Annotated in this window: 14 protein-coding genes; all 14 read right to left on the bottom strand. The window is 37.8% G+C overall.

Annotation, left to right across the window (positions count from 1 at the left end; all coding sequences use genetic code 11):
* Positions 1-21: 21 nt before the first annotated feature.
* Entirely contained in the window at positions 22-1,773 is a 1,752-nt protein-coding gene (locus tag V4T18_RS01120; protein WP_332645597.1) for a vWA domain-containing protein, read from the bottom strand.
* Positions 1,774-1,783: 10 nt separating this feature from the next.
* Positions 1,784-2,662: a DUF58 domain-containing protein gene (locus V4T18_RS01115; protein ID WP_332645594.1), complete on the bottom strand. Its 879-nt coding sequence runs from the start codon at positions 2,660-2,662 to the stop codon at positions 1,784-1,786.
* Entirely contained in the window at positions 2,659-3,654 is a 996-nt protein-coding gene (locus V4T18_RS01110) for an AAA family ATPase (RefSeq protein WP_332645592.1), read from the bottom strand. The genes V4T18_RS01115 and V4T18_RS01110 overlap by 4 nt, the downstream gene beginning before the upstream one ends.
* A gap of 10 nt (positions 3,655-3,664) precedes the next feature.
* A complete protein-coding gene (locus V4T18_RS01105; RefSeq protein ID WP_332645589.1) occupies positions 3,665-5,122 on the bottom strand; it encodes a hypothetical protein in 1,458 nt (485 codons plus the stop codon).
* Between the two features lie 14 nt (positions 5,123-5,136).
* Complete coding sequence (locus V4T18_RS01100; RefSeq protein WP_332645587.1) at positions 5,137-5,979, bottom strand: ABC transporter permease; 843 nt, start codon at positions 5,977-5,979, stop codon at positions 5,137-5,139.
* The gene (locus V4T18_RS01095) at positions 5,976-6,911 is read right to left on the bottom strand and encodes an ABC transporter ATP-binding protein (RefSeq protein WP_332645585.1); all 936 of its coding nucleotides are present in this window, start codon (positions 6,909-6,911) and stop codon (positions 5,976-5,978) included. Before V4T18_RS01095 ends, V4T18_RS01100 begins: the two co-directional genes overlap by 4 nt.
* Positions 6,911-9,292 (bottom strand): hypothetical protein, encoded by a 2,382-nt coding sequence (locus V4T18_RS01090; RefSeq protein ID WP_332645583.1) that lies wholly within the window; start codon positions 9,290-9,292, stop codon positions 6,911-6,913. Before V4T18_RS01090 ends, V4T18_RS01095 begins: the two co-directional genes overlap by 1 nt.
* A 164-nt stretch (positions 9,293-9,456) precedes the next feature.
* Entirely contained in the window at positions 9,457-10,200 is a 744-nt protein-coding gene (locus tag V4T18_RS01085) for a nucleoside-diphosphate sugar epimerase (protein WP_332645580.1), read from the bottom strand.
* 12 nt (positions 10,201-10,212) lie between these two features.
* Complete coding sequence (locus tag V4T18_RS01080) at positions 10,213-13,965, bottom strand: DEAD/DEAH box helicase (RefSeq protein WP_332645578.1); 3,753 nt, start codon at positions 13,963-13,965, stop codon at positions 10,213-10,215.
* 191 nt (positions 13,966-14,156) lie between these two features.
* Positions 14,157-15,377 (bottom strand): RtcB family protein, encoded by a 1,221-nt coding sequence (locus V4T18_RS01075; protein ID WP_332645577.1) that lies wholly within the window; start codon positions 15,375-15,377, stop codon positions 14,157-14,159.
* Positions 15,378-15,472: 95 nt separating this feature from the next.
* Positions 15,473-15,901, bottom strand: coding sequence for an acyl-CoA thioesterase (locus tag V4T18_RS01070; RefSeq protein ID WP_332645576.1), 429 nt, complete (start codon positions 15,899-15,901; stop codon positions 15,473-15,475).
* Positions 15,902-16,194: 293 nt separating this feature from the next.
* On the bottom strand, positions 16,195-16,953 hold the full coding sequence (locus tag V4T18_RS01065; protein WP_332645575.1) for an N-acetylmuramoyl-L-alanine amidase: 759 nt from the start codon (positions 16,951-16,953) through the stop codon (positions 16,195-16,197).
* Between the two features lie 378 nt (positions 16,954-17,331).
* The gene (locus tag V4T18_RS01060; RefSeq protein ID WP_332645573.1) at positions 17,332-17,520 is read right to left on the bottom strand and encodes a hypothetical protein; all 189 of its coding nucleotides are present in this window, start codon (positions 17,518-17,520) and stop codon (positions 17,332-17,334) included.
* Between the two features lie 133 nt (positions 17,521-17,653).
* A complete protein-coding gene (locus V4T18_RS01055; RefSeq protein WP_332645572.1) occupies positions 17,654-20,740 on the bottom strand; it encodes an efflux RND transporter permease subunit in 3,087 nt (1,028 codons plus the stop codon).
* Positions 20,741-20,754 lie beyond the last annotated feature (14 nt).

Raw genomic sequence — 20,754 nt, 5'->3', positions numbered from 1 at the left:
AGTATGAGAGCTAAAGGGTACTCAATTCGTAAATCCACGACGTCTTTGCACCTCCCACTCGATAACGATTATTGTTAATATTAAAATAATTAAATACGGAACAATTGAAATTTTCTGTTGCTCTTTCTTACTTTTTTCCTGTAATTGACCAATTGTAAAGCTTGCTCCTTCTTTAATGAGCCTTTCTCCTTGTGATAGCCCAACGGTAAATTGCTTTTCTTCACCTTCCGCTACCACTCTATATAGACCAGGTTCTGCTGGTGCCCTGAACCTTTTTCCATTTTCGAATGAAGATACATATTCTCCATCCGCCCGATAAATAGACCAATCTCCTTCTACTAAAGGAATAGCCCTTTCTTCTAGCGGTGTAAATGTACCAAGAGCTTGTCCACTTGTAGTTAACTCCTGGATAGTACTCCATAAAAATAGTGGAAACGAAGGATGCAGTGGCCAATCTGTACCCTCAAGATCAGTTAATAAAATGATATCTCCAGAGGGTGATAGCTGAATAAATGGCTCTTCATTCACTGTAGCGATTGTTTCATAATCATCAAACTGCGGATAAAGCTTGCTAATATATACATCCTCTAAAGGACTAAAGCTGAATAGTGGATGCTTAGTGTTATCAGCCATGGCGTTTATTTCTTTTGGTTCCTTGTCATTACGACCAATCAAAAACATAGGTGTTTTTATTTTATTCATTAATTCAACATCATTTGAAACAAAGAATGCATTTTCTGTTGCATTCTTTGTTGATGCTTCGTCAAAATAAGTTACCTCATCGTACACGGCTATAAACCCTTTTTGAACAAGCCTGTGCATTGTTGGATCGATTAACACTTCCATTGTATTGGGTTGAAGTAACGTCAAGGCTTCATTATCCACTTTATAATCATCCTCTACATCGATGCTAGCATATATGGTTGATGTAGTAGGTATTTGATCATAGAGCTTGGAAACTTGTTCATGGGGCTCAATTGTCACTTCTTCTTGTGCAAGTTGTTCCTTTTTATCATTTGTAAGCTTAAGGTTAAATGTTACGTTTTCCTCGGTATCATTTTGAAGCTGCACAAGTGCTGTAATATTCTGCTCATTTGAAGTGGCAGCAAGCTTTGTAATTGAAATATTATCCTTTGCATTTTCGGCCCCTATAACATGCCATTCTACTAAGTTATTTTCCACTGGAAGCATATTTCGCTCGATAGAATCTGTAAACACATAAATAGAGGTTGCCTCATTGCCAATAAGTGCTTGTGCTACATTAATTGCTTTTGGCAGTTGCTCCTCTTCGTATGTAACAGATAAAGAATCTAAGGTTTGAAGTATGACCGATTTATCTGATTCCTGCCTTAAGAGTACTTCTGGAGAATTTCCTGACGTAATAAGAGTTACAGGTTTATTGTGAAGCTCTTCCGTAAGCTTTTTCATTTGCCTAATATGCTCTTCAAAAATCGGCTGCTCTTTTCCAGCTAACATCGTTGCTGAAGTATCAACAATCAGAATAACTTGTGATCCCGCAACTGTTGTTGAAGGTATAAACGGCTTAATCAGAGCAAAAACGAGTAGGAGTAGTGCAGCAAGCTGTAAAAATAGTAAAGCATTTTTTTGCAGCTGTTTTAGATAAGGTGATACCTTTGTTTCTTGCATTGCTTCTTCCCAGAATATTGTTGAAGATACCGTTTCTTGTTTATATTTCTTTCTGAAAAAGTAATAGAGTAGTACGATTAATGGCACAATGAGTGTCCATAAAAAGTTTAAGCTACCAAATCCCAATATGCTCACCTCACTGTATCCAGTTCGCCTTTCTTAGCTTATTAAAAAAGGCATGCTGAAATCCTTCGTCTACTACTAATTGCATCGTAGCAATTCCATATTTAGAACAAAGAGATTCAAATGCTTTTTCATGAGCTTGCTTTTTTTCCATATATTGCTCAATTACTCTGCTAGTCATTGAAACATTTAATTTGTTATCTCTTTCGATATCCTGAAGCTCGATATCACCTGAAAAGCTAGGATTCATTTCCTGTTCCGTTCCGATTGTAATGATACGAATATCTTTAGCGAAGCGTGGTAATTTACTAATGACCATCTCCCACTCTGACATTTGCTCCAGTCCATCTGTAATTATGACTAGCATTGTTTGTCCTTTAGGTAATGCCTGTAGCGCATACTTCGCAAAGGAATCCTTTAAAGATGGAATTGGCAATGTTGAAATATGCTGTGTTAATGCTTGTCGATAAATAGCTCCTTTTTTTCGAAATGGTGGTGTTTTATCCCCAGCTACTACTGAAAAGGAAAATCGATCGTCATTTTGTAGAACAGTTAGGCCTAATGCAAGAGAAAGCTGACATGCAAAGCGCCATTTTTCAGGTTGTGCCATCGATTTTGAAGCATCAAGTAACACATGGACGCGCATTTCCTGCTCATCTAAAAAGCGTTTAATAAAATATTTATCCGTCCTCGCAAAAACATTCCAGTCTACTTGTCGCACATCGTCTCCAGGATGATATTCTCTAAAATCGCTAAAATCCATCGTTGTACCAAAGCGCTGTGAACGATGTGAGCCTTTATGCTGCCCTCTTAGTTTTGAGCGAGATGAGAGTGAAAATCGACGTAGCTTGATTTGCCAATCATCTTGCAGAAGCAGTGCCGGCTTCGTCATAGTGCTACTCCTTGCTGTACTTTTTCTAAAATAATATTAATCATATCATCCGGCACTTTCCCTGCAGCCTCTCCCTCATAATTTAGTAGCATCCGATGTCGAAGAGCAGGCCTAGCTACAGCTTTAATATCTGCAATCGATACGTGGAAGCGACCCTGTACTAATGCTCTAGCTTTCGCGAGCTTGATGACACTTTGTACACCACGAGGTCCGCTACCGTATTGAACATATTGTTTGATTTCTTCCAGAGCATCTTCGCTAAAGGGATTTGTAGCTGTAACAATTTGAATGGCATAACCAAGTAAATCATCCGCTATTATTACTTCCTTCGCCATTTGCTGTGCAATACATAGCTCGTCTGTGTTCATCACCTTCGATAAGTTAATTGGCTCAGCCCCTGTTGTTCGCTTCATGATTGTCAGTAGCTCTTGCTTACTAGGATAAGGTAGTAAGACTTTACATAGGAAACGGTCAAGCTGAGCTTCAGGGAGTGGATATGTCCCCTCCATTTCAATCGGGTTTTGTGTAGCCAATACGAAAAAGGGCCTTTCCATCTGCTTCGTATCCCCTAATATCGTAACCGTTTTTTCACCCATCGCCTCTAGCAGGGCACTTTGTGTTTTCGGGGTAGCACGGTTAATTTCATCCGCTAACACCATTTGACTGAAAACTGGCCCTTTTTGGAAGGTGAATTGTTGTTTTCCATTTTCAAGACGCTCAATCATGCTTGTTCCTGTAATATCTGCCGGCATTAAATCTGGCGTAAATTGGATCCTAGAAAAGCTTAAATCCAACACATCTGAAATGGTACGAACGAGCATCGTTTTTCCGAGACCAGGTAACCCTTCAAGTAACACATGGCCATCAGCTAAAATGGCGTATAGTGTAAATTCTACAGCCTCCTCCTGACCAACGATAAATTGCTGTATTTCTTGCCTTACTTTTTGAAAGCTTTCGCTCATTTCTTTATATTGCTGCTCACTAAATGCCATTGGAACCCTCCTAATTATTAGATTCAATCGACGTAAAGTAGGATTGAACCATTTGCTGTAAATCGGTTGGTAGCTGTAAACGGTCTGTAGATCTCATATAGCTATCCCGATAGCTACCGACAACCTCTTGATAGGGTCGTATTTCTCCTTTTGTTGTAGGGACTGGACCTTTTTCCTCGATAGGTTTTCCTTCCCCTAGCTTACCACCATCTACGGTTGTGCTACTTGATCCACCAAGACGCGACGGGATGGCTAATAAATTTCGGTTACCAGCACCTGTACCAGCGCCACTGCCCCCTTGACCGCCAGCTTGACCTTTTCCAGTACCAGATCCTTGACCCTGCCCCTGTCCAGCACCATTCCCCAAGCCACTTCCCTGACCATTGCCAGAGCCACTACCGTTTCCTTGCCCATTGGATCCATTATTATTACCTTGGCTATTACCCTGACTACCACTTCCAGATCCGCTTTGATTGTTTCCTTGGGAGGAGCCGTTATTTTGTCCAGCCTGCCCCTGTCCTGTTTGATTACTGTTTTGTCCATTAGACGATTGATTTTGACTTGATGCAGCACTAGACTGTTGATTATTAAGTGCATTGGCAATTGTATTTTGAAGACTCAAATCAACTGGCTTACCTAGCTTACTTAATGAACCTTGAGCTGTGCTTGCTGACTTTGCTAGCTCCTTATTCATTTCTTTAAGCTCGGCTAATCGCTTTGATTCTTGAGCTGAAAGGCCTTCTCCATTTGTGTTAGCCATGTCCTGCTTTTCCTGCAGCTTGTTTTCCTCAAGCTTTAACTCTTTTTGTTTTTTCACTATTTCACGTAAAGCCTGCTCAGCATCTTCTGTTTCCTTTAGCTTTTTTTTCAGCTCCTGTAATTCCTTCTTAGATTGCTCGGAAAGCTTCTTCTTTTCCAAATCATCTATTTTTTTCTCTATTTCCTTTGTGATAGCCCGCTCTTCCTCTACGACCTTCGCCTCTTGCTGAGTTGCAGCTGGGAATATCGTTAAAACTAAGAGGAAAGCTACTAAACCAACTGTGACCGCTAAAGTTTTAGGTAAAAACAGCCTTTTTTGTCGTTTTTTAAAGTTTTTGAATGCTTGATCTTTTTCATCAAAAGCCCGCTTTAATAGCGATTGTACTAAAGGGTTTTCTTCATTACTATTCGTTAATGCTGTAACGAGCTCATTATATGGATAGTAGGCATCAAGCTTGTGTAGAGCCTCTAATTTTGTTGTTCGGTCGATAAATGCTTTTGAAAGCAAGGCTATAAATGCAATGATTCCAGCACCAAAGGCTACGTTTGCATAGTAAGGTAAAACAAACAGCCGCGATACTAATAGAATAATGGATGAGGAAAGGACCGCATAAAGCAATCCTTTTTGCATATTACGAAATAGAGTCTCGAACGTTAAATGCAAACGAACTTGAGTGATTGTTTGCCATAGTCGTTTTTTTCGGTCCATTCAGTGAGCCTCCTTTAACCACGTTTCATATTCACACGTAATTTTCGCACAGAAAGCCAAAGTGTAATAACTGTAATGGCAACATAGAAAATTAAGTACGGAATCCATAATGGTACCTCGATTCCTACTAAATCATACAGCCCTTCTACCATATCGCCTGATAGGATTGAAAGGACTAACGCTCCAGGATTAATACTTGCCCAAAAATAAGTTAACGGTGATAACGATGTTGTTCCCATTATAACTGTTTGGTCAATAATCACACCTACGAAGAAGAAAAATGCTGTAAAGCCACCTAAAAACACCATAGAGCCGTATGTCGCAATCATAGAAGTAATGGTTCTCTTTGTATAGGTCGAGAAGAAGATCCCGATACTTCCGATTGCCAGCATCGTAATGAAATAAAAGAAAAAGATAGTGATTAATTGTAACGGCGAAACACCACCGAATAAAAATACAATACTATATAATGGTAATCCTGCAACTAACAGTAGACCTAAAAACGCGATAGATGACATGAGCTTACCTAATATGATCTGCCATGAGCTTTGCGTTGTCATTAAGAGCATATTTAATGTTTGTTTTTCACGCTCAGAACTAATGGCTCCTGCAGTTAATCCTGGTGTTATAAACATTACGAGTGCCATTTGTAAAACAGAAAGCATGATAAAAAGGTAATAGCTTTGGTCTGGTCTAAAATAGCCCGTGCCAGTAAATTGTGTCGTAATCATAAAGAATCCGACAACAAACACACACATAGCACCTAAATAAAACATGATTCCTGTAATACTTTTAAAGAAGCGGAATCGGAGCTTTAATTCCTTCATTAGAACGGGATTATACAATTTTTGCATCATTGTCCATCCGCTCCTTTCGTAATTGACATAAAGATATCCTCTAAATCTTTCTCAATTTCATTGACACTATAAATGAGAATATCTGAAAGCAGCGCTCTTTTTAGCATTTGAACTTGCTGCTCTATTGTACCGCGGTAAAGGAAAGTGATTGTCTCCTTGTCAGGAATTGTTTCAATTGACGTAATATTAGGATCCTCTTCAAAGAAGGCTACTGCCTTTTCAATATTCCCTAGTACCTTCACAATAAGCTCCTTATCCCCCTGAAGCTGTGCCTGAATGGCTGCAACATTACCTTGTGCAATTAGTTTCCCGTTGTCGAGTACACCAATTTCATCACACATTTCAGCAAGCTCCGGTAGAATATGTGAGGAAATTAAAATTGTTTTTCCCATGGATTTTAAATGCTTTAATATATCTCGCATTTCTGTACGTGCCCGCGGGTCTAAACCAGAAGCAGGTTCATCTAAAATAAGCACCTTGGGATCATGGATGAGCGCACGAGCTAAACAAAGGCGCTGTTTCATCCCGCGAGATAACAAATCTACATATTCGTAGCGCTTATCTGTTAAATTCACAAGTTCTAATAATTCAGGAATTAAGACTTCCCGTTCTGCAGCGGATAGACCATAGCTAGCTCCGTAAAAATCTAAATATTCGTCTGCCTTTAATTGATCATATACACCGAAAAAGTCAGGCATATAGCCAAGCTGCTGACGCACTGCAACAGGGTCATCAATAACGCTGACTCCATTAACAAATGCGTTGCCACTCGTTGGAGCTAAAAGTGTTGATAGAATTGAAAATGTTGTGGATTTACCAGCACCGTTTGATCCAACAAATCCAAATACAACACCCTCTTCAATTTTTAAATCTAAATCGTCTAGTGCCGTAAACGAGCCATATTTTTTTGTTAATCCTTGAATATCAATCATTATTTCGCCACTCCCTTCAATATAAATGTTGGGAGTTTAACGCTCTCACCATTATCTATTCCCACTTTTGTCGCTTTAAAGATGATACCTTCGTCCTCCAAAATATAATCTGAGATATTAGACGTTATTGCGTGTGGACTATCGCCTATCGCCTCATATTGTGATGTCTTTTGATTCAATATTTCTAATGTCATTACGTTACTATCATACGTTGTTACAAGCTCATTCCATGTAAATTCGTTTAATTTCATATTTGAAGCTATTCGATAAAGTAACTTATGTTCACCCTCACTTATATAAACATTATTTGGATTATCATAATCAAGGTGTGAATAGTTATTTGAATCTACTGGCTCTACTTCTGCATTAAAGTCGTCCTTTGTAAACTTTACCTCACCGTCCAGAAATATTTTCGGAGTAAAAGGTTGTACAAAATAAGAAAGGGTCGACATATCGGCGTTCCCTTTAAATTCAACAGGTACAAGAGAACTGTCTGACCAAGCTGTAATGATTGGCTGCTTTGAAGTAATCGTTGAGTCAATAGCCGTGGCCTGTATTGCTTCTAGCTTTGATTGGAATAAATCTTGATTGATAGTTGGATTATAGTAGTTGCCGCCGTAGCTCTGGATTGCTGCTGGTAACGTTTGGTTCGTTACTTCCTCAGAAACGTTTAGTGTATCCCCAATATCCAGATCTCCTAGTACGATTTTTTTTGTACCTGTTAACACCGTAACATCCTTTAAATTAACCGGTAAGGAGTTTTTTACAGTTCCTGTTAACTTTCCTTGTTTTACTTCTAATTGAATATCTAGCTTGCCACCATCCGTGATTGTAGTTTTACCAACAATGGATTGGACAGACCAATAATCTACATCATTTAATGTAAGTTCACTACCTTCTGCTGTTTTTTTAATGTAGGAGGAATTGTGTAATTCTCTAGAATTTGATAAAGGATTATAGCCGTTTGATGCAATGGCACTCGTATTGTTATCTGTCTGGAATATAAAATCTCCACTTTTATTCGTTAAAAGGGCGTTTGTATACGTACCAATTAAAGTACCGTCGTTCTGAACCTCGAACAGTGCCATTTGCTGAATTTGAGGTTTTAGTATTCTGTCTTTTGCACCGAACCCGAAAAAGGCAATGGAAACTAGTACTGAAATGACCGGAATATAAAGCCACATTTTTTCGCGTTTATCCCTTCGTTTTAAGACGATATATAGGATTGGTCCAATAATAATGATATATATAATAATCAGAGCAATTACCCACCCAGTAGAAAATTTAAAGGACGGGAATAGCTCATTTGAATACGCCCAGTTTTCTCCAAATCCGTAGCTAGGTTTGTAAACATAATTTGTGTTATTCGTGTGTAGAGATAAAATATTTGTTAATAGTTTGCTATAGCCTGCCATCGAAGCTAATGGCTCATCGCCTAAGGAAAAAGCTGTTTGAATGAGCTTTCCTTGTCCAATCGACGTTGAGGCTGCTAATATTTTATTGTCGACACTTGAAACAATCGCACTACCCTGTTTTAAAGACGCTTGTCTCACCGAAATATCTTCAGTGAAAACACCGTTCCCTGTTAATTTCTCTAGGCTCCCTTTCGCAATTACTTCAGTTTCTCCATTAAAAATAAGAGGTAATTGCTTAGCAAATATTCCAGTTGCCCTATCTCCAAGGTCATTTGCACCAAAAACTACAGTACCCCCCTGCTGAACCCAGGAATACAGGGCCTGCTGTTGTTCTTCAGTTAAATCGCTAATGGACACTTCATCAAATGCAATTACATCAATCATTTCAAGCTCATTTGCATCTTCAGGAAGAACCATACCTTCTGTTTGATTAATAAAGTATGTTTGAACGGGCATTGTTGCAAATTGAGAGATTTTCTTAATACCTGCTAAACGATCCTCATTATTTGTAATGGCATAAATAAATTTTGCATCATACTCAAGTACACTAGGTGTTAAATAATGGTCACCTTTATACTTTATCTTTTTTCCTTGTTCTATCCCACCCTCATAAAAGTGGAAGTAATCTTGACGTGTATTCGTATTTGAGTACATTAAATTATCTGAGTAACCCTCTAAAAAAATATTAAAGGTTTTTGTTTCACCAGCAGCAATATCTAAAGGATAAACTAGGGCTGATCCGATAGAATAGCTGACTTCCGCATCAATAACGAAATCCCCTGAAAAATCATCGCCATTATTCGTAATGGTAACCTTTAATGGAACACCTTTCTCTTGTTTTATTTTGTTGTTAATTCCAATTTCAGCATCTACCTCTAGCTCTGCCTTCGCATAGGCTTCTTTTGTCTGATAACTAAAAGTGAGTAAACATAAAATGAGAATAATAAATCCAATTCTCTTCTTCACAACCTCATCTCCTTTTCCCTAACCTTTATTATACGCTTTTTTTAAATTGTAAGTTCCAAAAACCCCCTTAAGAATTTCTTAATATTTTTATAGAAATTATGAAGATTCTTATACCTTTTAAGGAACAAGAAAAAACCTGCCAATTGTTGACAGGTTTTCTGTGATTACAAATATTTTTCACGCCAGCTCGAACGTTCCTTCTCATGTAGAAATGTAGCAAGGCTTTCGTCCCACTGATTTGTTAATGTATTGTACACACGGGCGAATAATGTGTCGGAGGATGCCTCATATAAAATAAATGCGGGACAAGGAACATCATTTATTTGTAGCTCCTCAGTCGATATTATGGAAGTAATATATGTTGGTATTTCTTCATCTAGTATTTCCTGCTGTAGAAGCTCGATGATTTCTTGATCTTCTAATTCAGGTAGCGATAGGTCTTGTGCATAAGGAAGTACCTCGGGAAAATCATCAAAATCCAATACACTTTCGATATCGCCAGTTAGAAAATGATTGTGTATCGGGCTAAATTGCAAAATGTGCGATTGTTCATCGAGCTCCTCCTCATAGATGCCCTCTTCAAGCTGTTGTTCGCCTTTTTCTGTTAATTTAATTGCAGCTTCCATTCTAAGGAGCCCCGTTTTCTGCATTTTTTGGAGAAGATCATTTATGAAAAGCGGTTCAACGAGTAGCACGTCTGCTAACGCCTCACCATTTCGAAAGTCTCCTTGTTTAAATGACAATAGCATCATTTTCATTAAAATGTCCATTGGCTTTTTTAACACAGGATGATACGTAACATTCATGGAATGAACGGGTATACAAAAGCTCATTTCATGGATGATCTTAATCTGGTTATTTTGCTGTAGCTCACTGGCAAGCTGCTTTTGTAAAACTTGTAGCTTCAAAATGTCACCTCTTTACGTAGTCACTAATCGATAGCCGTTTTGATCCTTAACTGTGGCAAGAACATGAGAATACATATCGCGTGTTTTCTGCTGTTTTGGTCGTTTCGTAAACATCTCTGTACTTCCTACAAGCATTAATAGCTCCTTGGCACGAGATAGCGCAACATTTAAACGGCGATAATCCTTTGCAAACCCAATATCACCATGCGGATTCCCATTGTTACGAACCATACTTACGAGAATTACATCCATCTCCATCCCTTGAAACTTATCGACAGAGCCTGTTCGGATGTGTAAATGTGGTAGCGATACTTCTTGGTCGATTAGGCGATTAATACGCTTTACTTGTTCAGCATAAAAGCTAATGACACCTACTGATTTTAATGAGTCGGATGGTAATCGTCCCTGTTCCTTAGCTAATGCTGTTGCCTCATTAATTTCTAGTAACGTTTCTTTGATGATGTTTAACTCTGCTTCATTAAATAAACTAGAGCCTTCCTTCATTCGTTCCTCAAAATAGCCCTGCTTATTCGGTACATCGACCCAGAGCAGATGGTTATTTCGCGTAAATTGAGTAGCTTCAAGCTGATGGTCACGCATTGCATCTGAATCCTGTATGCCACATTGCAATTCTTCGTTTTCATTTTTGTAAAAAGGTGCAATCGTTTTCATAATGTTTTCATGCATTCTATATTGAATTGCTAGCATTTTCTTGTTTGACGGAGGCAGATTTTTATATAACCGTTCAAATAGCGATTCCTCTAATAGCTTTTCAAGTTCACGCTTTTCCTCGAATGTATCACTATCTTTTATAACCTGCTCAAGTGTTTCGTTAAAGGTTTCATCCCCTACTAACGGTGGCAATTGATGGTGGTCTCCTACTAGTATTATCTTAGCTCCCTTTAGCATTGGTAGCAGAAGCTCAGGTGGCGTTGCCTTTGAAACCTCATCAATAATGACAACATCAAATGTCGGATAGTTGTCCATAAATTCTTTGTTTGCTGAGGCCACGCATGTTGTTCCAATGACGTTTGCATGCTTTACATATAATTTACGAATTTCATCTAAGTCATGATCATTGGCATTTTCTAATAAACCTTGCCACTGCTTTTGTAAGCTTTGAGTTATTGGAAGCATGGTAATCTTCGTGCTTAGGTTAGCAATTTTGTCTGTCTCTTCAATGACCTGCTGCTCTGTTTTCACTAGCTCCGCTTCAGGATTTTGTTTTATTAGATTTTCTAGCTCTTGCTTTTCTTTTTCGAGTTGAAGTCCAGTTGAATTAATTGTTTTTAGTTCAAGTGTTTTCTCGGTTAATAGCTTTTCACCGTTGCTCATTTCCTGCTCAACTACTTTTAGCTGCTGTTGCTGCTCTGAAAGCTGATTTATAATTTCAGAGATATTTGCTATTGCATTTGTCTCTTGTTTTAAATCACTTTCGGTCGTCTGAAGTATTTGCTGTAATTCAGCAATTGGCCGTGCTTCTATACTAGGGAGTGATTCAAGATGCAGCGATGTTGCTGTCATACGCCCTTTAAGCTTTTGTACAGTTTCTTGTAGGCTTTGTATGACTTCGTTAGTATTTCCTTGCTGCTGTTTAAAGGATTCGATCAGTTCTTCCTTCATTTTACCGAAAAGAATTACAGTATCATTGATTAGCTTTTTATATTGAATCTGCAGTTGTTCTATAAACCCCTTGCGTAAATATAAGCCCTGTATAGAGCGGGTACCATTTGATCTATTTATTTTTTTCTGAACAAATGCATGACTTAGCTTTGATAAAAAGTCATCTACTTCTCTTATCGAATAGCTATGGTTTGTTGGAAGTGGTAGCTGCTGGACTGTGATTCCAAGTGCTGTTTCACTATAGACAATCGCTTTTTCGATACGAGCCGCAATCTCTTTAATTCCTTGATATTCCTCTAGCTGCATTTGACATTTGTCAAGTGACATTAAAATACGGTCAAGGACATAACTTCTGCGGATTTGATGCTGCTCCATATAAGCTTCTACTTCGTAAACCTTTTTTAAAGCCGCTATTTCTGTAGCCTTAGCTTCAATTTGTGCTGCGCCACCAGAAAGTGCATCCATTTTTTGCTCTTTTTCATTAAGCTCTGTACGAATTTGCTGCTGCTCTTGTATTAACTTTGCAATTTCTAATTCCTTTGTAACTTGTTCAAGTAGTTGTTTTTTATCTTCTATATTTTTTTGTAGCACTTCCTCTTGATCGAACTCAGCTAAGGTTTGCTCAAGCTTGTCGATTTTAGCCTGGTAGTCAGCTTTTGTAGGTTGAAGCTTGTCAATCGTTCTTTCAATCTCGTCACGCTCTTTTTTAAAGGTAACAAGCTTCTTTTTTAAAAGAGTGATTTCCTCGTTTAACGGAATAAGCTGCTTCTCTGCCTGTTTTTTTTGCTCAATTTGCTCAAGCAGCGTTTGTTTTTTTTCTTCTAGATTTTGAATCGTTTGCTGACCTAATGTAATTTCTGCTTGTAACTGCGCTTCCTTTAAAGTATGATGATCATTTTCATCCGTAATGGCTTCGTATGTTTGCTTTTTCCAATACGCTGAAACATTTTCCTCGATGAATTTTTTACCTTCTTCTTCAATACTTTCTGTCCGGCCATATCTAAGAATGCGAATATCTTTATTTGATAATAATCGACTTAATGCATTATCTACAGCTAAATTCGATTGAGAAGCAACGAGTGTTTTTAAGCCGGCCTTGGCGTTTTGATAACAGATTTCTGAAATAACCGTTGTTTTACCCGTACCTGGTGGACCTTGAATAACGTATAAATCCTCTGCACTCATCGCACCTTTAACGGCATCACGCTGAAATTCATTTAATTGATTATGAAATTCTATTTCTACATCTTTGCGCCTTGCTGCGATAACTGGTTTATCTTCAAATAGTATATTTTCAAGATTAGCGTTAGCCGCCAATCCTTCCTTTAGCCGCTCAAAGCCTTTCAACAACCTTTTCAATTGTGATTTCGTTGCGGCATTAGTAAATTCTATTTGCTCATTTTGAAAGGTTAATTCATGTTTATGTGCAAGCCTTGCCATTTCAGGATGTAATTCGATTTCAGCAGTTCGGTCGCCGCGGTTAACCTTCACAACCTCTCCTAAATCGTGTTTAAAGCCTCGTACTCTTGCACTTAATCCTTTTAATGCTTTCCACTGTTTAGCATCTAAGCCACCGAGCTGCATGACAACATGCGTATTTGCTGCATTAAATCGTGCAGAAGAAAAGCTTGCGTCTATATCTTCAATGGCTGCATTTTTGTCTAGAACCTTTAAGTACCCTTCCCAACTTGATATTCGTTTATTTACATAATCAAAGCGTTCCTGGGCAACTGGTAAATTGGCAAGGGTCGTGATAAACGGTTCAGGATACGTATGACCGTTTATTCGAGTTGGGACAAAATGAATTAACATCTTTTCACGACGGTTTGTTATAACTGGTGTCCCTTTTCCCCTCGTTCGAAAGCTTTTAGCTACTAGCCCACTCTTCAGGTCAAATAAACAGTCCATAATGACGACGCGATTAGGAAATTTCTTAGTCAGTGCTTTGTTTTTATCCGGGTCAAAATAAAGAGTAATCGAAAGCTGCGTTTGTTCAATCGCGAGTTTTTCGACGTATACAATGAAAGCTCGTTGAAGATTAAAAAAGGCTTGCTCATCTGGAACATGCTCCTTAATCGCTTCACGTGCTGTATTGGTTAACACGATATGACATCGCACTTTTTCAGTCGTTATTGCCCCCATGTTAACACCCTTTCTATCTCTTCATTCAAAAATAGTCACAAACTTTATTATAACAAGAAGACACGTTCGTTGGTAGCGCAAATCACTCATACCGAGGGGAATTACTAGCTAATAAAAAACAAAAAGACAAAAAGACAAATCTCATCTAATTAATAGAAAAGATTTGTCTTTACGATATTTTTAGAGACGGACTATTTTCTTCGCTCATAAGGCTTTTTTTCCTCACTCGCCTTGAAATTGTACACAGGCTTTACAAGCTTAATAATATCTACGGTTTCATTAATAACTGATGTAATTTCAGACATTGGCTTATATGCCATAGGTGCTTCGTCAAGTGTTTCCTCACTCACTGAAGTAGTCCATATCCCTTGCATTGTATCCTTAAAATCTTCCATTGTTAAGGCTTGCTTTGCCGCTCTTCGTGAATAAAGTCGACCAGCGCCATGTGGAGCAGAATAATTCCAATCCTTATTCCCTTTTCCGACACAAATAAGAGATCCATCGCGCATATTCAATGGAATCACGAGTTTTTCATCTTTATTCGCACGTACTGCCCCTTTGCGAAGTGTCATCGTTTCTATTTCGATATAGTTATGAATCGTATCAAATGTATCACTATATGACCAGCCCATATGCTGTGCTATCGTTTCAGCAATAACCCAACGATTCATCCGTGCAAATTTTTGGGCAATTTTCATATCGTGCAGATAATCGTGGAATGGCTCATCCTTTAAGTACGCGAGCTCCTTTGGGATAACAGGATTTTGCTGTTTATACTCTTGAATCATTTTTTGGATTTCCTGTTCACGACCTTGTTCCTTTAACTCTTCAATGATAACCGCTAAATCATCTCGACGAAGCAATTCGAATGCTCTCTTTTGATGCCAATTTGCAACTTTCGCCCCTACGTAACGAGAGCCTGTATGAATGAGTAAATAGTGTTTTTCATTTTCGTCTTTAGCAAGCTCAATAAAATGGTTACCACCACCGAGTGTCCCTAGCGATAGATTTGTATATTCATTTTTAAGACCTGCTGCAATAAACTGTGAGCTATCAAATTCTTGGAAATTTCGAGACGGAGATATATCGCTATGAATGTTTGCTCCGCTCGGAATAAACTCTCGAATTGTTGAATCTAGCTTTGCAAAATCAATCCTTTCCTGATCAATTTCTGCCACAAATACACCACAGCCTACATCTACCCCTACAAGATTTGGCACAACATGATTTTTTAATTTAATCGTTGTTCCAATTACACAGCCTTTGCCAGCATGATAATCTGGCATAATACGTATTTTTGTTCCAGCCATAAATGGTTGATCCGTTAGCTCCTGAATTTGCTCAATTGCTGTTGGAAGTGGCGTATTTGTATAAATATTTGCATCCGTATATTTTCCTTTTACATGAATCATCGTATCACCTCTACGTAATTATACGATAAAACGAGGGAGAAGTTTCAATTTCTGGTAAAAGGATAGACAAATACACTTCCTACTGAAACCAAAATTTATTGCTCTTTAATTCGAGCCTCTTCTTTATATTTTTCATCCCATGCAGAGTCAATTTTTGAAAGCGAAACAGGACGGAAGTTTTCTTTTTTGATTAGAGTATGTACAGAAGTTGCCGTTGCTGCGATCGAGCCATCTTCATGCAGTATTTCGTAGCCGTAAGTTGTACGAAGCTTACCGTGCGATTCAATCCATGTGCGCACTGTTGCAGTTTGTCCGTATCGCATGGCCTTTTTATATTGAATAGATAGATCAAGTACAGGCGAAACATAGCCATCCTCTTCAAGTCCCGCATAATTGAAACCAAGATCGCTTACTAGCTGTGTTCGTCCAATCTCACACCAAACGATATAATTCGCATGATACACCACGCCCATCTGATCTGTTTCGGCATAACGGATTTCAATTCTTTTTTCACTAATAAACATAAAATCACCTCATCGTCTATCATACCTTGATAAGACGGTGTTTGTAATGGGTTTTGTATTTTGTAGAAAATACTTGATTGAGGGAGTGCATGTGAGGAAATCTGAAGGATATAGTTCTTATATTTTTTTAGGAACGTTATTTAGTATTATGATTTTGGGTACAAATGAGGTACGTTTAACAGGCCCTCCACAATTCTGTGGAAGGCAATTTTTAATTTTTTTGAGATTTAGTATTTCGTATTTTACATCCACAATTCACCAAAAATGCTACTACCACGATAAAGGCTCCTAACTTATTTTAATTTTGTTTGCATATTATATAACATTGTAATTACTTCTTCTCGTGTCGCTGGGCGTTTTAAATATGTGCCATCTGATATGCCGTTTTCTTTCGCCCATTCTACCGCTGACGCTGCCCATTCAGATGGTTTAGCATCCTTTTCATAAATTGGCTGTGTCACTAGTGTTTCCTCCTCATCTTCCTCTGATATAATTCTTTTGAGTCCTAAGTAACGAGCGAGTGCTCTGGCAACTAATTTCCCTGCCTTTTCGAGTACTGTTATATCACGTAACTTATTAATATCGATAATTGAATCCATAAATGGACCTTCAATAAGTATTGCTGGCATTTTAGTTTCTCGGAGGATGTGCAAATCACCCTTCTTAATACCACGATCTCGCAACCCATAGGCTGCAACTACAGTCGGATGAATTGCGTTAGCAAGTGCTATTGATTTAGCTGAAGCATTGCTGTAAATCCAAGTTTCAACACCAGTCCAATTCCCCCACTGTGCAGTATTAGCATTTTTATGAAAAGAGAAATAATAGTCTGCTCCCCATCCATTAGCGCCGTCTGTACGCTCTTTTAATGGTATGTCTGTTATCCCTGTTGGATCATCAAACCGCTTTGTCATTACACCCTTATAAAGAGCTAATTCATTTGCAAATGCACTCGCGACTTTATCGTTAAAAGTCCATTCACGCTCTCCATCCGGTGTGCGCTTACCAGGTGTATTGTAAAAGTGTCCTGCATCATATGCTACTTTAATCATTTATTTCACTCCTTTAGCTTTTTCTATTTTAGGGCTTGTGTGCTTTAGGAAATGTCATTAGTGATAGAGTATAAGATATTACCGAATAATGATAATATACTCAAAATAGTTACTGGTATATCAGTAACTAGCCCATTGTAAACAGTGCTACCCTTACTAAACTAAAATGCGGAAAATAAAATCTATAATATTAAGAATGAGAAATAATATATCCTTTAAAGTTTGAATGCAAATATAGCAAATGAAAGATTCAATTAAAGCTTAAACAATAATTCATACAAAAAACAACTCTATAACAACTGATTAATAATCAACCGACAACAGTAATTTTGCTTTAAAGAAAAAACACTCCCCAAAAGAGAGTGTTTTTTAAGTATATTATCGATATCTTAGTGCTCTTTCAATAACCTGTACTTCATGACCAGTCATTTCTTTAAGTATAGATATTAAGATATTGCTTTTTTCTTCATCAGACATTGTTGTGTTTAGATCTGCCTTCACAACACACCGACTAGATTGAATTAATTGTTTGTCATCTAGGTATTGATAAAATGCTGTGAACTTCATTCAATTCCCTCCTTCCTTTTTAAAAATATTCGACAATAATTATAAAAAATCCTTTAGTAATATTTTGCTTTCTTTTTGAAAGCAAAAGCTAGCTAAACTGGAATGTATCCTAATTTAGCTAGCTTTATTGTTATTAATTTTCTTCTACATCTTTACGATTTTTCTTTAACATTTTTGATAGTACTTCATAAACAATCGGTACGATAATTAGTGTTAAAAGCGTTGACGATAATAATCCACCAATAACTGTTATTGCAAGATCTGTTGAAATCAGACCACCACCAGCTCCACCAAATGCCATTGGTAGCATAGCACCGATAGTCGCAATTGCCGTCATTAAGATTGGACGAAGACGAGTTCCACCCGCTTCAAGAATTGCCTCGCGCATTGATAATCCATCACGTTCCATATGAATTATTCGGTCTACAAGTACAATGGCATTTGTTACAACAATTCCTATCAACATTAATAACCCCATCATTACGGATACAGAAATTGTTTGACCGGTAGCCCATAATCCTACCCACGAGCCGATAACTGTAAATGGTAATGAGAATAGAATAGCAAATGGTGCAAGACCTTCGCCAAATGTTACAACTAGGATGAAGTAAACGATAGCAATTGCAGCAAGCATCGCAATTCCTAATTGAGTGAATGTTTCAGCCATATCTGCTGCTACACCAGCAACACCTGTTGTTACCCCTTTAGGTAATTCAAGGTTATTAATTTTCTTGTCAGCGGCAGCAGTTGCTTTAGAAATATCAGCATCAGTAATTGTAGCTGATACAGTAGTGAAGTATTCGCCCTTTGATCTAGAAAGTGAATTTAATGCTTCTCCTTCTTCAACTTCAACGAGGTCACCAATGGTCATTGTCGTACCAAGCGCAGTATTGATTTCTGTCGCTAAAACATCCTCAATCGAAGTTGCTGCAGCTTTTGCTTCACGCTTAACAACTACTTCAATATCATTGCCATCATGTTTGACTGTCGTTAATACTTCTTTCGCTGCAGATTCTGATAATGCCATTACAATTTGACCTGTTGTTAAGCCATATTGTAATACATTTTGCTGATCAACTTTTAACACATGTTCAACATATGCATCTTCAAAGTCAGATGTTACATCCTCTAGTCCTTTAACATCCTTTAAAACGCCTTCAACTTGCTTCACAGCAGTCGATAAATCTTCTAAATCTTCACTATATAGGGTATAGCTAACCTCGTTTGAAGACATATTCATTGAGAAGTTTTGAGATTTCCATTCGCCCGATTGACCGATGTTGAATACATATTCCTCTACTTCTTCACGAGCTTCTGGGAAGTCTTTCATTTCTGGATCAAAGATTAGGTACATTAATGCACCGCCTCCGCCTCCACCCATCATCATCGCAGCTGGATCAACATTATCAGGATCATTGATTGATACTTGTAAAATATCAATATCATCTCGTTTTAATAATTCTTTTTCAACTTCATCAATATTTTTCGCTGTTTCATCCATTAGTTCTCCTGTGGCTGGTGTATATGTTAAATACATCACTTTTTCTTCTTGAGAACCCATGAAAGAGAATCCAATTAAAGGTGTAAGCGCAAGTGAACCAACAAGTAAAATGATTGCAAGTACGGATGTAATCACTTTATGGTTTAGCGCTTTTTCTAGTATTCCTTTATACCATGTTGCAAGCTTCCCAACTTCTTTATGGTTACTATCCGTTTTTTCAGTATATAACTTTTTACGGAATAAGAAATGTGAAAGTGCCGGAACAATCGTAACCGCAACGATTAAAGAGGCTCCAAGTGCAAATGTCATCGTTAATGCGAATGGCATGAATAATTCACCAACCATACCACCAACAAAAATTAATGGAGCAAATACAGCTACCGTTACTAACGTAGAAGACATAATCGGTTTAAACATTTCAATTGTTGCTTCACGGATTAGAGCGCGACCAGATAATTTTTCGTCTTTTAAATGCATACGACGGTAAATATTCTCTACTACTACTATTGAGTCATCAATTACTCGACCAATCGCAACGGTTATAGCACCTAGTGTCATAATATTTAACGTAATATCCATCCAATTTAATAGCAACAAGGCTAGGAAAATCGAAACTGGAATCGAAATAATTGAAATGATTGTCGATTTGAAATCTCGTAGGAATAGTAAAATGATTAACACGGCAATTAATCCACCAAATACAGCTTTTTCAACCATTGTAAATACTGAATCCTTAATTGGTTCACCTTGGTCAAGCGAAATATCAACTTGTAATCCATCGATACGTTTTTCTTCATCTTGAATTAAATCTTTAACAGCATCAACCACTGTTACAGTATTTGCTTCTTGCCCTTTTACGATTTGGATAGCAATTGCATCTTCACCATTTGTACGAGAAACAGATTGAACCTTACCCTCTACTTCAATTTCAGCAATATCGCCTAAACGAACGAATGGAGAAGGATTTGTTTCAGAAGGTGTTACAGGAATTAATAATTCCTTAAATTCCTCGACTGACTTTACTTTTCCGTCTACTGAAACGACTTGTTCACCGACAGCAAAATCGTATAAACCGAGTGATAATGCCATATCACTTGCTTGAATCATTTGTCTAACAGCTTCTTCTGTTAAGCCTAAAGCTTCCATTTTCTTTGTGTCATATGTAAATGACACTTGTTCAATATGCTGACCTGTAATAGTAGCCGAGGCTACACCATCAATTTTTTCTATTTTAGGTAATAAAATATCCTCAACTGTTGATGTTAGTTCAACAATATCTTCTGCCGAGCTGCTGACAGATAACGCAACAACTGGCATCATGTTCATGCTAATCGCCATAATCGTTGGTTTTTGTGCATCTTCAGGTAATGTGATGCCATCTAATGCGGATTCTAACTGACGTTTTTTTTCATCCATGTCAACACCAAACTCATATTCCACCTGTACTTGGGAAACGTTTGGCGAAGAAGTTGAATATACAGCCTTTACATCTTCAAGGCTCTCAACTGCCTTTTCAAATGGAATGGACAGTTCATCCATTACTTGTTCAGGAGTAGCCCCAGGATAAACACCCATGACGATTAAATATGGGATAGAAATATCCGGAATTGACTCCATTTTCATTCGTGTCCCTGAATAAATACCTGAAACTGTAATAATAATGGTTAATAGCCATACAGCAAGTTTATTTTTCAGGACGAAATTAACTAATCCTTTCACTTGGACACCTTACC

The sequence above is a fragment of the Lysinibacillus sp. 54212 genome (assembly GCF_036662795.1).
Lineage (GTDB): Bacteria > Bacillota > Bacilli > Bacillales_A > Planococcaceae > Lysinibacillus_B.
The sequence above is the reverse complement of the archived record's forward strand: the minus strand, read 5'-3'. Positions and strand labels throughout refer to the sequence as shown.